Annotated in this window: 15 protein-coding genes; 5 read left to right on the plus strand and 10 right to left on the minus strand. The window is 59.4% G+C overall.

Annotated features, from left to right (window positions below):
- Window positions 1-254: 254 nt before the first annotated feature.
- The 4 genes from ACFWW4_RS19115 to ACFWW4_RS19130 are packed head-to-tail and all read right to left on the minus strand — an operon-like array spanning window position 255 to window position 3274.
- The gene (locus ACFWW4_RS19115; RefSeq protein WP_411892319.1) at window positions 255-869 is read right to left on the minus strand and encodes a type II CAAX prenyl endopeptidase Rce1 family protein; all 615 of its coding nucleotides are present in this window, start codon (window positions 867-869) and stop codon (window positions 255-257) included.
- Window positions 869-1324, minus strand: coding sequence for a universal stress protein (locus ACFWW4_RS19120; RefSeq protein WP_393931513.1), 456 nt, complete (start codon window positions 1322-1324; stop codon window positions 869-871). The genes ACFWW4_RS19115 and ACFWW4_RS19120 overlap by 1 nt, the downstream gene beginning before the upstream one ends.
- Window positions 1325-1358: 34 nt before the next feature.
- Window positions 1359-2414 (minus strand): AbrB family transcriptional regulator, encoded by a 1056-nt coding sequence (locus ACFWW4_RS19125; protein WP_411892320.1) that lies wholly within the window; start codon window positions 2412-2414, stop codon window positions 1359-1361.
- Complete coding sequence (locus ACFWW4_RS19130; RefSeq protein ID WP_411892321.1) at window positions 2411-3274, minus strand: branched-chain amino acid aminotransferase; 864 nt, start codon at window positions 3272-3274, stop codon at window positions 2411-2413. Before ACFWW4_RS19130 ends, ACFWW4_RS19125 begins: the two co-directional genes overlap by 4 nt.
- Window positions 3275-3726: 452 nt before the next feature.
- On the opposite strand from ACFWW4_RS19130, the gene ACFWW4_RS19135 reads away from it, so the two are divergent.
- Window positions 3727-4224 (plus strand): GNAT family N-acetyltransferase, encoded by a 498-nt coding sequence (locus tag ACFWW4_RS19135; protein ID WP_411892322.1) that lies wholly within the window; start codon window positions 3727-3729, stop codon window positions 4222-4224.
- A 161-nt stretch (window positions 4225-4385) separates the two neighbouring features.
- Window positions 4386-5348, plus strand: a complete 963-nt coding sequence (locus tag ACFWW4_RS19140) for a sulfurtransferase (protein ID WP_411892323.1) — start codon at window positions 4386-4388, stop codon at window positions 5346-5348.
- Window positions 5349-5523: 175 nt separating this feature from the next.
- Here the strand turns inward: ACFWW4_RS19140 and trpS are convergent, their stop codons facing one another.
- Window positions 5524-6540 carry a tryptophan--tRNA ligase gene (trpS, locus tag ACFWW4_RS19145; protein WP_411892324.1) on the minus strand — a complete coding sequence of 339 codons (1017 nt, stop codon included), beginning with the start codon at window positions 6538-6540 and terminating at the stop codon, window positions 5524-5526.
- A 100-nt stretch (window positions 6541-6640) separates the two neighbouring features.
- On the opposite strand from trpS, the gene ACFWW4_RS19150 reads away from it, so the two are divergent.
- The gene (locus tag ACFWW4_RS19150; RefSeq protein ID WP_411892325.1) at window positions 6641-7339 is read left to right on the plus strand and encodes a rhomboid family intramembrane serine protease; all 699 of its coding nucleotides are present in this window, start codon (window positions 6641-6643) and stop codon (window positions 7337-7339) included.
- A 68-nt stretch (window positions 7340-7407) separates the two neighbouring features.
- On the opposite strand, the gene ACFWW4_RS19155 is transcribed toward ACFWW4_RS19150, so the two are convergent.
- The 5 genes from ACFWW4_RS19155 to ACFWW4_RS19175 all read right to left on the minus strand — a co-directional run bounded on the left by ACFWW4_RS19155 (window position 7408) and on the right by ACFWW4_RS19175 (window position 11393).
- Window positions 7408-9390 (minus strand): putative bifunctional diguanylate cyclase/phosphodiesterase, encoded by a 1983-nt coding sequence (locus ACFWW4_RS19155; RefSeq protein WP_411892326.1) that lies wholly within the window; start codon window positions 9388-9390, stop codon window positions 7408-7410.
- A 33-nt stretch (window positions 9391-9423) separates the two neighbouring features.
- Window positions 9424-9930: a hypothetical protein gene (locus tag ACFWW4_RS19160; protein WP_411892327.1), complete on the minus strand. Its 507-nt coding sequence runs from the start codon at window positions 9928-9930 to the stop codon at window positions 9424-9426.
- Window positions 9931-10045: 115 nt separating this feature from the next.
- A complete protein-coding gene (locus ACFWW4_RS19165; RefSeq protein ID WP_411892328.1) occupies window positions 10046-10489 on the minus strand; it encodes a DMT family transporter in 444 nt (147 codons plus the stop codon).
- Window positions 10486-10953: a DMT family transporter gene (locus ACFWW4_RS19170; protein ID WP_411892329.1), complete on the minus strand. Its 468-nt coding sequence runs from the start codon at window positions 10951-10953 to the stop codon at window positions 10486-10488. Before ACFWW4_RS19170 ends, ACFWW4_RS19165 begins: the two co-directional genes overlap by 4 nt.
- A gap of 11 nt (window positions 10954-10964) precedes the next feature.
- Window positions 10965-11393, minus strand: a complete 429-nt coding sequence (locus ACFWW4_RS19175; protein ID WP_411892330.1) for a hypothetical protein — start codon at window positions 11391-11393, stop codon at window positions 10965-10967.
- 250 nt (window positions 11394-11643) lie between these two features.
- On the opposite strand from ACFWW4_RS19175, the gene rpsD reads away from it, so the two are divergent.
- Window positions 11644-12264: a 30S ribosomal protein S4 gene (gene rpsD / locus ACFWW4_RS19180; RefSeq protein ID WP_393926200.1), complete on the plus strand. Its 621-nt coding sequence runs from the start codon at window positions 11644-11646 to the stop codon at window positions 12262-12264.
- Window positions 12265-12507: 243 nt separating this feature from the next.
- Complete coding sequence (locus ACFWW4_RS19185; RefSeq protein WP_411892331.1) at window positions 12508-13248, plus strand: c-type cytochrome; 741 nt, start codon at window positions 12508-12510, stop codon at window positions 13246-13248.
- Window positions 13249-13260 lie beyond the last annotated feature (12 nt).

A 13260-nucleotide genomic window follows, 5' to 3' on the forward strand; every position in this document is an offset into this window, starting at 1 on the left:
GGGTAGGGCCGTGCTGATCACGAAAACGGGGCTGAATGTGATCGGCTCAAGTGCTTGACATGAGGGCGCGGCACCCTACCTGCCTCTCGCGTGCATCCATGCACAGAACCCCACCCCGATCTGTGCGCCAGACTGCCCCTAGGTCAGTCTCGGACCCCCGCAAACTCTTTCAGCCGTTCACAGATTTCAGGCGCACCCAATTGCGTGAGGCGCAATTATTTCTACCAATTCGCGGGGGTGTGACCGGAATGAAATCAAATCACGTTGTTCGCGGCCAGTTCGGTGAAGGCAAACAGGTTCAGACCAACATGTGCCAGCACGCCGAATCCGACCGTACCTGTCTGAACTTTCGATGCGGTCCATAGAATTCCGCCGAGCAATGCGCCGCCCAAAAGTGCTGTTGCACCGCCGGTGATCGCGACGTCAGCGGCGAACAGCAAGGCAATGTGCCAGCCGGTGAAAAGGAAAAGCTGTATCGCCTGATCAGACCGTGTCGCGTCGTCCTGCAACACGGTGCCGCGCCAGAACAGTTCTTCCAGTGTGCCGTTTAACACCGCACATGTCGCCATGACCGCGATGATCCAGAGCGGCAGGGCGTTGTCCAGTAGTGCCAGAATGGCCGCAACGGCGACCGCCAAGATCACCAAGACATTGACAATGACCAGCCACCAAGCGGGCCATTTGAGCTGCAAACGCGTCAGGCGAAAGCCGCCGCGCCACGCGATCAAGGGGATCAGGATGCAGCCCCAATACACCGCCAGCGCGGCGAAATATCCCCAGAATGGTGGTAGCAGACGCGTCGCGCCGTAGAACACAAGCGCCAGCAGGGGGATGGCGGCGGTGACGGCCCATGCCGCGTGGCGATCCATCAGGTGATGGCTTCAAGCCGTTCCTTGGACAAATCACCGGGCACAATCGTGATCGGAATGGGCAGGCTGCCTGCCTGACGGCTTAGATGCGTGACCAGCGGGCCCGGTCCCTTGTTATCGGTGCCCGCGCCCAGAACCAGCACACCGATATCCGGGTCTTCCTTGATCTGGTTCATGATCTCGACCAATGGTTCGCCTTCGCGGATGATCAGTTCGGGATGCACGTTCTGTTTGTCGCGCATCCACTTGGCGAAGACTTCGTAATGCACCTCGATCCGTTCACGGGCTTCGGCGCGCATGATCTCGCCCACGCCGATCCAGTGATTGAATTCATCAGGCGGAATGATCGACAGGATCGCAACGCCCCCGCCCGAATGCGCCGCCCGCATCGCGGCAAAGCGCATCGCGTTCAGACATTCGCGGCTGTCATCCAGCACGACCAGAAACTTGCGCATGGTATTCTCCCTCAGTCGGGCCGATTGTGTCGTATCAGCGCGGCGCTGGCAACGGGCCTTGCGCACGTCCGATCATGACCGGGATCAGCACCGACAGCAGTAAGAGCCGCGCCACATGGGCCGCCGCCACAAAGCCGGGATTGGCCCCGATGGCGACCCCCATGACCGTCATGGTTTCAAGACCGCCGGGCGCGAAGGCCACAAGCACATGCAAGAGCGGCATATCCACGATCCGCATCGCTGCCAGAGCGGCCAAAAGGGTGATCAGCGCGGCCAGTGTCGTGCCGGCAAGACCGGCAAATGCCGATTGCCGCAATTCCTGCAGCCTGATCCCCACGAACCGGGTGCCGATCAAGGCGCCAATGGCCGCAAGAGCGGGATAGGCGATCCAGTGGCTGAGCGTTCCGGGCGTGAACCCGATCAGCCGCGCGGCGGCCCCGACGGCCATACCGGCGATCAGGGTGGCGGCAGGGATGCGCAGATACATCGCCAGCGGTGCCAGCGCTGCGGCCGCCAAAAGGCAAAGGGCCGTTTGCAGCAGGGTCATCTCGGTCGTGTCGCTGGGCGTGATCCCGACGCCTGTTTCAATCCCCGCCAGATAGGCGGCGAAAGGGACGGCCAATGTCAGCGCCAAAAGCCGGATTGATTGCACGATGGCGACCCGCTCGGTCGGGAGTTTGAGGTCTTCGCCCAGCGCGATGACATAGCTCAGATGCCCTGGCGTGGCCGCAAGCAAGGCAGATCGGGCATCGGTTCCCATCAGGCGCTGCATCAATCGCTGCCCTAGCAGAACCATCGCGATCAGGGAAAACCCGAGGATGGCAAAGGCAAATGGCCATTTGGTTAACGCCACGACCGACGCCGGTGAAACGGTGGCCCCGATTGCGACACCCGCAACCAGAAAGACCGCGTTGCGCAGGGGTTTCGGGAACCGCAGGTCAAGCCCGCCAAGCGCGCCAATGGTCGTGGCGACTGCAGGTCCGATCAACAGCGGGATGGGAAGTTTGAGCAGGATCGCCGCAATGGCCCCGACGACCGACAGGGCGGCGAGAAGCAGCAGTCTGACAGCGATCCTGCGCCAATCCGTCATGCGTTGGACGCCGCCCAATCCCAATACAACTCGCGCACCCGCTTGGTGATCGGGCCAACCTGATACTGCCTGTCTTCAAAGGCGGTGACGGGCGTGACCTTGGACATATTGCCGGACAGAAACAACTCATCGGCGTCGCGGAAATCGTCAAAGGTCAGCACGGTCTCATGCACCTCTATCCCGTCGGCCTTCATATTGGCGATGTGCCGGGCGCGGGTGATCCCGGCGAGGAACGTGCCGTTTGCGATGGGCGTCAACGCCACCCCATCCTTGACCATGAACACATTTGTGGTGGCGGTTTCGGCCACATTGCCCATCGCGTCAGCGACCAGAGCATTGGCAAAGCCGCGTGTGCGCACCTCGGCTAACATCCTGGCGTTATTGGGATAAAGGCAGCCCGCCTTGGCGTTGACCACATTATCCTCCATCACCGGCCGTCGGAATTTCGTCAGCCCCAGCGTGGTGGTGGCGGTGGGCGGGGCAAAGGGGATTTCTTCTAGACAGATGGCAAAGCCGGTCTCGCCCGGATCGGGCACGATGGCCGCCGCATCACCGTGGATCGCCCAATACATGGGCCGGATATAGATCGCGGCGTCCTTGGGATAGGCCTGCAGGCCTTCGCGGATGATGGCGAGCATATCGTCGGTGCTGACCGTGGGTGTCAGCATCAGCGCCTTGGCGGAATGGTTGGCGCGGGCGCAATGCAGATCAAGATCCGGGGTCAGCCCGTTGACCGCACGCGCACCGTCAAACACGGTTGTGCCCAGCCAGCTGCCATGATCGGCAGCGCGCATGATGGGGATATCGCCATCATGCCATTGCCCTTGAAAATATGTGCGGATATGCGTCCCGGTTGCCATTTTCGTCTCTCCCTTGCCGGAACCCTAGGCCTGCGTTTACCGAAGGTAAAGAAGGGGCGGCGCGTTCGATGCCGGGGAACATCGAACGCGCCTGCAGGATGAACCCGAGGGACGGTATGGGCATCGTGCAATGGCGGGCAAAGCGATTCTGTTCCGCCGGATGGCTGCAGAATTCACCCGGCGCGTTTCAGATTTATGACAGTGTGTGCGCAACGTTCGGTGGGTGCGGCAGGACGGCGCAACACCACGATTTGCCTGAATGAGCGAATCATCAGTTAACATTGGGGTTTGGTGCGAAATCGCCGGTCGGCATCGCGTCGGCAAAGCGTCGGCCTTGCGTCGGACCCCAAAGGCCCAAATCACCGCATTAACGCCCCGCCCGGCGGAAAGATGAACGGGGCGTTAAGGATTGTGCCTTTCGCGGACCGGTCCTGATTTGCGATGCTGATGCTATGGAACCCATCCGCCAATATCAGTTTCGTCCGGCCACGATGGATGATCTGCCGATGGTCAGCACCTGGCAGGCGCTGCCGCATGTGGCGCGGTGGTGGGATGATGACCCGGTCTATGATGCGGCGGATCTGGCCGATCCGCGCGTCTCGCAGTGGATTGTGTCGATGGATGGCACGCCCTTTGGCTACCTGCAGGATTATGATGTGCATGGGTGGACGGATCACCACTTTTCCCATCTTCCGCCGGGCGCGCGCGGCATTGATCAGTTCATTGGCCCCGCAGATATGTTGGGGCAGGGGCACGGCCCCGGATTTATCGCGCAGCGTATGGGAGATTTGTTTGATGCAGGGGCCCCGTTGATTGCGATCGACCCGCATCCGGACAATACCCGCGCCATCGCCGCCTATGCCAAGGTCGGATTTCGCAAGCAGGGTGCCCCGCGCCAGACCCGTTGGGGTCTAATTCTGCCCATGGCGGCGCATCGCCGCCCGGTCTGACGGATCCTGAAAGGCGGTTCCCTGACCTGTCCCGTTCATCTTCAGTTGCCGTAAAGTCACTTTTCGTCCCTTGAAAAAGCCAGCTTTGGTCGGGAATGCGCCCTCATTCGGCTTTGTTGAACCGGTATCAGACAAGCGACAGTGAGTAAGTGAGTACCCCGATGTTTGTAATGTCCAACCGCCCGATCCTTGCCAAAGCGACAGTGGCTGCCGCGCTGGCGCTGAGCCTGATCATGGCAAGTCCTGCAACGGCCCAGCAATCAATGTACGCGTCCAGCGCGCTGGCAGACAGTGCTGTAGAACAGGTGCAGGTCCCCCCGTTGATCGGCGCGGTTGATCTGCAGGTACTGATGGGCCTGACAGAGCCGCAGATCGTCGATATCCGCAACCCGCGCGCCATCCGTAGCCTTTACAGCTATGCCAGCGGCCATATTCCCGGTGCGGTGAATGTCCCCTATGGCACCTGGCGCAATATCTGGACCGACCCGCTGAACGTGCCCACTGATGCGGATATGACCCGTGCCATCCAGTCCATGGGCCTGACCAAGGATCGTCCCGTCGTGATCGTGCACAGCAGTGCCGCGCGCGGCAACTTTGGATCGGCCGCCTGGGTCTATTGGGTGCTGAAGACCGCCGGTTTTGAAAACATCGCCATTTTGAATGGCGGGGTGCGCGGCTGGAAGGATATGGGCGGCGAGATGTCCACCGAAGCGGTCGAGATCGTGCCATCGCAAGAGGTCATCACGGTAGATCAGACCTGGCTTGCCACTCATGAGGATGTGGATGCCGTCATCAATGGCACCAGCGACGCGCAATTGCTGGATGCCCGCCCGCTGCATCAGATCATGAGTGACGCATCCATCGAAGGGTCATTCACCCTGAATGCCGAGGAACTGATCACCGGCGACAAGGGCATGGCCGGTGACGATCTTGAGATTTTCATGCGGATCAAGGATGCCGGGCTGGAATGGCAGCGTGGCGAGGTAATCACCTATTGCAATAACGGGGCGCTGGCGGCGGTTGACTGGTTCATGGCCAGTGAGATTGCGGGCATTCCGAATGTGAAGGTTTATGGCCATTCGCTGCGCGCCCGCGAACGGGCTCTGGACGCGCTGGAGAGTTGATCATGGGACGGGCTGTGATGGTGCAGAAATGTGAAATCACGCTGGTCCCGGCCTGCAAACTGGGCCGCTACGGTCCGGTCCGGCGTCATCACAGCCTGACCATGGCATGGTCCCCGCCACGGGACACAGACAGGATCACGCGTCTGCCCCTGTCGCCGCGCCCCCCGCGCCTTGCTTACGACCGCAGCAACCCCACGATGTCATAGGTCTTTTGCAGGATCGGGTCGGCAATGGCACGCGCCCGTTCCGCCCCCTCACCCAGGATCCGGTCGATTTCAGCGGGGTCGTTCATCAGCCGCCCCATTTCATCGGCGATAGGGGCCAGTTTTGCCACTGCCAGGTCAGCGAGTGCGGGTTTGAACGTGCCCCAGCCTGCGCCGGGATATTGGGCGATCACGGCCTCTGGCGTGGTATCATCGAGTGCCGCATAGATTTCGACAAGGTTTCGCGCCTCTGGCCGGTCCTTGAGCCCCTCGACGGTTTCGGGCAGCGGTGCCGGGTCTGTCTTGGCCTTTTTGAATTTCTTGACGATGGTGTCGGCGTCATCAGTCATGTTGACCCGCTCCATGTCGCTTTCGCCCGACTTGGACATCTTTTTCGTCCCATCCCGCAGGTTCATCACCCGCGTGGCTGGCCCGTCGATCACCGGTTCGGTGATCGGGAAGAAATCCGATTTGAAATCGTGGTTGAATTTAGCGGCGATATCCCGCGTCAGTTCCACATGCTGTTTCTGATCCTCGCCCACCGGCACATGGGTGGCGTGATAAAGCAGGATGTCTGCGGCCATCAGGGCCGGATAGGCATAAAGCCCCAGCGACTCCTTTTCGGCATTGGCACCCGCCTTGTCCTTGAACTGTGTCATCCGGTTCATCCAGCCGACGCGGGCGACGCAGCTGAAGACCCAGCCCAGTTCAGCATGGGCGGGCACCTGTGACTGGTTGAAAAGGATGGATTTGGTCGGGTCCAGCCCGGCGGCCAGATAACCTGCGGCGACCTCGCGCGTGCCATTGGCCAGCTCTGCCGGGTCCTGCCAGACAGTAATGGCGTGCAGATCGACCACGCAATAGACGGTTTCCATTTCGCCCTGCATGCCGACGAACCGCTTGATCGCCCCCAGATAGTTACCCAGTTGCAACCCGCCAGAGGGCTTGATCCCGGAAAAGACGCGGGGGGTGAATTTTGTGTCGGTCATGTCAGGGTCCGGTTTGGTTTCGGGGCTGGATTTCGGGGCAGGCGTCGCATACCCATGCCAGACAGACCCGTCAACTTCAACTGCCCGCAAAGGCCGCCCGATGACCCCCGAAAAGCCGCTGAATGCCATCCCGCCTGTTGTGATCGCACTGACGCTCTTGATTGTCGGCATCGAGGTTGTTCTGCAACTGGCCAATAACGGTTTTATTGGCGGACCGCAGGGGTTGAGCTGGCGATTGAATGCGGTCAATGAATTCGGCTTTTCGACGCGCGTGTTTGATCGGGTGGTGGAGCGGGCGGATTACTCTTTCGATATGCTCAAGCGCTTTGTCACCTATCCTTATGTCAATGCCCAACTGACCCAGGTGGCGTTCTGCGCCGCGCTGACCCTGGCCCTGGGCAAGTTCGCAGGCGAATATTACGGCGGGCTGAAGGTCTTGGTCATCTATGTGTTTTCCAGCATCGTCGGCGCGTTTGTGTTTGGCCTGCTGGCGAATGGGGATTTCCCGCTTTATGGCGGGTTTACCCCGGTTTATGGCCTGATCGGCGCCTATACATATGCGCTGTGGCTGCAACTGGGGCAGGCGGGTCAGAACCAGTTGCTTGCCTTTCGCCTGATTGGTGTGCTGCTCTTGATTCAACTGATCTTTGGCGTGGTGTTTGGCCTAATCGCCGAGGCACCGCCACCGCCATCATGGATTGCCGAGCTGTCAGGTTTCTTTGGCGGGCTTGGTATCTCGGTGCTCTTGGCGCCTGGGGGCTGGACGACATTCCTGGACCGGATGCGTCAGCGCTCCTGACATACCGCATCTCTGGATCAACGCCGCGAGTTTTGTAAAAATCGGGTTGGTTGCCCCAGCCATATCGGTCACCCTAGGGCGACGGCGGGTTCTGTGCCCGCGATCTGATCCAGTGCAATCGACAATGCCTCATCGGCGGGCAGGGGGCGGCCAAAGAAATAGCCCTGCGCATTGCCCGCGCCCATCTCGCTGACGATGCGGGCTTGCTGGGCGGTTTCGATCCCTTCGACCGTCACCGCGAACTTCAGGTTATGGGCAATGTCCAGCACCGAATCCAGCAGGAACCGCGATGTGTCAGAGCTTTCGATATCTTCGATCAGTGACCTGTCGATCTTGATCTCATCGGCTACGGTTTTGCGCAGATAAGCCAGCGAAGAGAAACCGGCGCCAAAATCATCAATGGCAATCTTGGCCCCCAGATTGTGAATGCCGGCGATGATCTGCTTGGCCTTGTCCCAGTCGCGCATTTCCACCGATTCCGTGATTTCGATGGTCAAAAGATCAGGGCGCAATCCGGAATACACCAACGCCTCGGCAATCACACCGACGAGTTTGTCGGAATTGAAATGCAAGGCTGAAAAATTGATGCTGACCGAAAATTCCGTGCCATGCCGGGCATTGAACTGTGCCAGTTTGCGGCTCGCCTGGCGCAGTACATGACAATCCAGATCGGTGATCACACCGCTTTCCTCGGCCGTGGCGATGAAGATCTGCGGCGGTACGATTTCCCCGTTGCGGCGCCACCGCACCAATGCCTCAAACCCATATGTTTCTTCGGTATTCAGCAGAACCTTCGGCTGCAGAAAGAACTCCATGCTGCCATCCGTGATTGCCCGTGGGAGTTCATCGACCATGGCGCGACGGTCAAGAAACTGCTGTTCAAGCTCTTTATCATAGATCGTGAAAATCTTGCGACCATTGGATTTTGACGCATAAAGCGCGAAATCGGCGACGCGAAACAGGCTGTCCACGTTGACGTCAATTTCCGCCCCGATCTGGGTGTTGGTGGCCAGGCCGATACTGGCATTCACCGCCAGCGCCTCGCCCTCGAATTGGATCGTTTCGCCAACGTCGTTGATGATCCGCTCACATAACGGGATCAAGCGACCCAGATCATCCGACTGGATCAGGACCGAAAATTCATCGCCGCCCAGGCGCGCGCAGAATGCGTCCTGATCCTGTACAATCCGGCTGAGCGTCTTTGACACATGGCGCAGGATCGCATCACCGGCCGCATGTCCATGCGTGTCATTGACCAGTTTGAAATCGTCCAGATCGACAAGCAGCAAGGTGACCGCCGCATTTCCGTTCAAAAGCGCGGTCATCCTGTCCTGAAACTGCACCCGGTTGGGCAGCCCGGTGAGTGAATCGAAGAAGGCCAGATGATGGACCCGTTCTTCCGCAACCTGCCGGGCACGCCTGGACATGACCTCGCGGCGCAGAAGAACGATCGCGGCAATGCCCAGCACCGTCAATCCGCCCAGCGTCGTCCAGAGCAACGACAGCTGCCTTTCCACCGCCAGTGATTGCTTGAGCAGAAGCGCATCCTGCAGACGACGCATTTCGTCCATATAGATAACCAGCGCCTGCCGCGCCTGTTGCGATTGTTCGGTCAGATCAATCCAAAGCTGGTCAAGATCATCGAAATCTGCCGCAATGGCATCATCAGCGATGGCACCGATGACCTCAAGCTGTGCAATGGCCTGACGGGCGGTCTGCTGATCCGTCCTTGTGCCCAGCACCCGGCGAAAATTATCGGTGCGTACATAAAGAAAATCGGCCGCTGCCTGAAAATCGGCCGCAGCTTCCGGGGTCATCCTGCCAGCGCTCAGCGCTTCCTGCAGAACCAGAACAAGGCGTTGGATATCGCTCATCGCGACATAGCCGTTGCGCAACTGGCGATCGTTGAACACCTGATGGGTGCTTTTGAGTTGGTTAACAGTGGCCTGCACGTAATTGCCCGCAACCAGACACACCGCCAGAATGGCCAGCACACAGGCGCCGGCCAGAATGCGCCCCCAGAACGCACCGCGCGTCTGGTAGGTGGTCATGTGTTTGTTGATCCGGGTGGGCAATATTCGTGCCTATTCCGCTTCGATCCGGGCGGCCATCCAGACCAGATGCGCCTCGGTCGCCAGTCCGGAGGAGGTATAGTCATCCGCGCCGATCACAAACTGGATCGGTCCGCGTTCCCGGCGCGAGTGAGGTTGCCCGTTCACCCGGGTCGCCACAAGAACCGGCACGTTTTCCCACAAAGCGCGCTGCAGTGTCGAGCCAAAGTCGTTTTCGGCGGTCACCCGGATGGCCGCGACATCATGCAGCCCGCTTTCCTTCAGGATGTCTGACAAAAGTACGCCGTCAAAATCCGCCGGGTCCGGCCGCCAGGGCGTGGTCGTGCGCAGCCGGTAGGTGGTCAGCGTTTCAAGCTGTTCGGGGGTATAGCGTTTTTCGGTCCCGTCAGCGCCGATCACGATCAGTTCCGCATCAAGCAGATCCATGGGTTCCAGTGTCACCGGTTCAGGCGTCTGGGCCAGGGCCGGGGTCGCGATGAGAAACGCGAAAATCAGGTGCAATAGGGCTTTGATAGACATGCGCAATTTCCTTGATCAGTTCGTGATTGCGCACCGTCCTAACCCGCCGCTGGTTAAATGCTGGTATCAATGCAAGGGTCTCGCCAGCCGCACATCCGGAAAACTGGATAAAACTTTAGCGATCTGCCGGTTCGGGGCGTTTTCCACCCTGGGCGACCCACATGCCCGCCAGGATCAGGGCGACTCCGATGCTGCGTGCCCAAATGCTGCCAGGCGCGCCCATGATGATATCCAGCGCGACACCTGAAATCATCTGTCCGGCAATGATCAGCAATGCGGTCTGTGCTGCCCCGATCCGCGCAATCAGCCAACTGCCCGCCGCAATAAAGATCACCCCGATCGGTCCGCCCAGATAGGCCCACCATGGCGATGCCTGCGGTGCGGCCGCAAAGAGCCCGCCCAACAACAGGGCGACCGAAGTGATAAAGACAAGCCCGACGATATGGTTCCAGAACGATGATTCCATGGCAGAAGTCGACAGCGCCAGCCGCCCGTTGATCTGCCGCGACAGGCCCACCAGCACGCCCGCCAGCACCGCAAGACCCGCAAAGATAATCATGCGCCGCCCCCGTAGAAAATCAGGATCAGACTGCCCGCGATGATCAGGGTCAGCGAAAGGTAATCGCGCGCGCCGGGCATCCGTTGCGGCAGCCCGAACAGCCCGCGCATGTCCGCGAACAGGCTGAACATCACTTGCCCCGCCAGCCCAAGCGCGATGGTCCCGGACAAGGCCAGGGCCGTGTTCATCGTGGCCGAGGTCAGCATGACCGTCAGCGCCCCGGACACACCGCCCAGATAAGTCCAGAGCGGGGGGCGAACTGCGGCAACCCGTTTCGGACGCAGGATGATGAGCAGAGCCAGCGCGGCAACCGTGCCGGTCAGATGCGGCACCCAGGATGCGAAATAAAGCGATCCGTAAATCGCCAGCGTGCCGTTGAACAGGATCATCAGCGTCAGCAATCCGCCCGCACCAAAGGCGGCGGCGAAATGGTAAAAACACGGGGGCGGGGCCATGTCGGACATGGCCAATGCATCTAGCTTTCGGAGGCGGAACGCAATCGTTGTTGCGCCCGGATCGCCCCGAAATGGATGGGCTTGTGGTCTGGGCGTGATGTCTTGATGAACTGCAACTGACTGACAACAGTCCGTTCAGTGCTGCGCAACCGCCGCTTCGCGATATTGACCACCCAGCGCGGCAGTTGCTCGACCGCATAGGCGTGCAAGGCGATGCGTTGTTCTGCGGGGGTCAGCGCGTTATAGGGCAGGGTGCAATGTTCCTTGCGGATCAGGTCAATCGCCAGCGGAATCAACCGTGGCGCATCGTCCTCGGCAGGTGGGGCAGCAATTGCAGATTGATAGGCCGCGGGTAAGAATTTGTGCAGGTTGTGCAGCTTGCGCCGCACAACCTGGTGAATGGACAGCCACGCTGCCGCCACACCTACTAACAAAATACTAACAAACACGGGCGATATCGTTCCTTATTGCTGCCCCAACGTCAGGAATAGCGGGCTGGTATGGTTACAATTTGACGCAAACGGCACCTTATTTCGTCAACTTCAAGTGCGGGCCGCCATCTTCGTTGACATGGCACGAATCCTGTCTATAAGCCCGGCATTCATTGGTGTTGGTGGCCCCCGCAAGGGGATGCCTGTCGCCCCGGCCAAATCCGGGGAAAGGACAACGCCCTTCACAACAGTAGAAGGAGATCAGCGTATGACAAAGCGTACCGCTGCCAAGTACAAAATTGACCGCCGGATGGGCGAAAACATCTGGGGTCGCCCAAAATCACCCGTCAACCGCCGTGAATACGGCCCCGGCCAACACGGTCAGCGCCGCAAGGGCAAACTGTCCGACTTCGGCCTGCAGCTGCGCGCCAAGCAAAAGCTGAAGGGTTACTACGGCGACCTGACCGAAAAGCAGTTCCGCCGCATCTATGCAGAGGCCGAGCGGGTCAAAGGCGACACCGGTGAAAACCTCATCGGTCTGCTGGAACGCCGGCTGGATGCTGTGGTCTACCGCGCCAAATTTGTGCCAACCATCTTTGCCGCCCGCCAGTTCGTGAACCACGGCCACGTGACCGTGAACGGCAACCGTGTGAACATCCCGTCCTACCGGGTCAAGGAAGGCGACGTGATCGCCGTGCGCGACAAGTCCAAGCAGCTTGAGCTGGTCCTGGTCGCCGCGCAACTGCCCGAACGCGACGTGCCCGACTACATGGACGTTGACCACAACAAGATGAGCGCAACCTTCACCCGGACCCCCGGCCTGGGCGACGTGCCATACCCGGTCTCGATGGAACCGAACCTGGTCGTCGAATTCTACGCCAAGAACTGATTTCTGCATCTTTTCAGAAATCATCCGGGAAATAAAAAATGCCGCGCCCAAATGGCGCGGCATTTTCATTTGTGGGTCTCAAGATTGATGAATTGATCGCGCACTGATCCGCCATTATCGGTCGCCGCCGTCGCTTTTTCGTGTCGGAACCTGTCCTAAAGTAATAACGGGAAAAGAAACAATTGGTTTCTCGCCCGACGTGCATTACTGGCCTTCAGTTGGAATTATTCACTAGGGAGAATCATGGTGCTGTCCCCGTTAAAGAGCGTCGCTGTTTTTGTTGCCGTCACAGTAATCGCAATTGAGCCGACGGTCGCACAGACCAATTCCGAAGACTCTGAATCCTTCGCCGAAGGTCTTGCGATCTACAACGAAAACTGCGCCATTTGCCATGGGCCCAACGGGGATGGCGGCGGCAGTCTGGCACCGCAATTCACACCACGACCGCGCGATTTCACGCAGGGCAGTTTCAAGTTCCGCTCAACCGGTTTTGGCGAACCACCGGCGGCGGTCGATCTGCTGACAACCATCACCAGAGGGGTAGAGGGCTCTTACGGGCGGTCCATGCCGTCCTTTGAACATCTGAGCTTCGATCAACAGGTGAAACTGCTGAAAGTCATTCAGGAATTTGCTGGTATCGCCAGCTATGGCGTATCGCGGGGCATACAACCGCGACCTGACAGCGCCAATGTGGAAAAAGGGCGCCAGCTCTATGTCGAGCAAGGATGTATCGAATGTCACGGTGCAAATGGCGATGGCCTCGGCGTGCTTGCACAGGACTTGCGCGACGCAGACGGCCTGCCGATCCGGCCGACCGATTTTCGGACCGGGTTATTCAAAGGCGGCAACAATCCCGAACAGATTTGGATGAGAATACAAACCGGCCTGGACGGCACACCAATGCCTTCTTTTAGTCGAAATCTGACGCTAGATGAATCGTGGTCGCTGGTCGAATACGTTCTGGAGTTCGGTGACGAAGAGTAGTGAATAAACAGG

Origin of the sequence: Yoonia sp. SDW83-1, from assembly GCF_046762885.1 — a bacterium.
Classification (GTDB): domain Bacteria; phylum Pseudomonadota; class Alphaproteobacteria; order Rhodobacterales; family Rhodobacteraceae; genus Yoonia.

Bases quoted from the DNA above. Each gene is read 5' to 3' on its own strand.
- ACFWW4_RS19115 (WP_411892319.1), bottom strand. From the start codon at position 869: ATGGATCGCCACGCGGCATGGGCCGTCACCGCCGCCATCCCCCTGCTG.
- ACFWW4_RS19120 (WP_393931513.1), bottom strand. From the start codon at position 1,324: ATGCGCAAGTTTCTGGTCGTGCTGGATGACAGCCGCGAATGTCTGAAC.
- ACFWW4_RS19125 (WP_411892320.1), bottom strand. From the start codon at position 2,414: ATGACGGATTGGCGCAGGATCGCTGTCAGACTGCTGCTTCTCGCCGCC.
- ACFWW4_RS19130 (WP_411892321.1), bottom strand. From the start codon at position 3,274: ATGGCAACCGGGACGCATATCCGCACATATTTTCAAGGGCAATGGCAT.
- ACFWW4_RS19135 (WP_411892322.1), top strand. From the start codon at position 3,727: ATGGAACCCATCCGCCAATATCAGTTTCGTCCGGCCACGATGGATGAT.
- ACFWW4_RS19140 (WP_411892323.1), top strand. From the start codon at position 4,386: ATGTTTGTAATGTCCAACCGCCCGATCCTTGCCAAAGCGACAGTGGCT.
- trpS (WP_411892324.1), bottom strand. From the start codon at position 6,540: ATGACCGACACAAAATTCACCCCCCGCGTCTTTTCCGGGATCAAGCCC.
- ACFWW4_RS19150 (WP_411892325.1), top strand. From the start codon at position 6,641: ATGACCCCCGAAAAGCCGCTGAATGCCATCCCGCCTGTTGTGATCGCA.
- ACFWW4_RS19155 (WP_411892326.1), bottom strand. From the start codon at position 9,390: ATGACCACCTACCAGACGCGCGGTGCGTTCTGGGGGCGCATTCTGGCC.
- ACFWW4_RS19160 (WP_411892327.1), bottom strand. From the start codon at position 9,930: ATGTCTATCAAAGCCCTATTGCACCTGATTTTCGCGTTTCTCATCGCG.
- ACFWW4_RS19165 (WP_411892328.1), bottom strand. From the start codon at position 10,489: ATGATTATCTTTGCGGGTCTTGCGGTGCTGGCGGGCGTGCTGGTGGGC.
- ACFWW4_RS19170 (WP_411892329.1), bottom strand. From the start codon at position 10,953: ATGTCCGACATGGCCCCGCCCCCGTGTTTTTACCATTTCGCCGCCGCC.
- rpsD (WP_393926200.1), top strand. From the start codon at position 11,644: ATGACAAAGCGTACCGCTGCCAAGTACAAAATTGACCGCCGGATGGGC.
- ACFWW4_RS19185 (WP_411892331.1), top strand. From the start codon at position 12,508: ATGGTGCTGTCCCCGTTAAAGAGCGTCGCTGTTTTTGTTGCCGTCACA.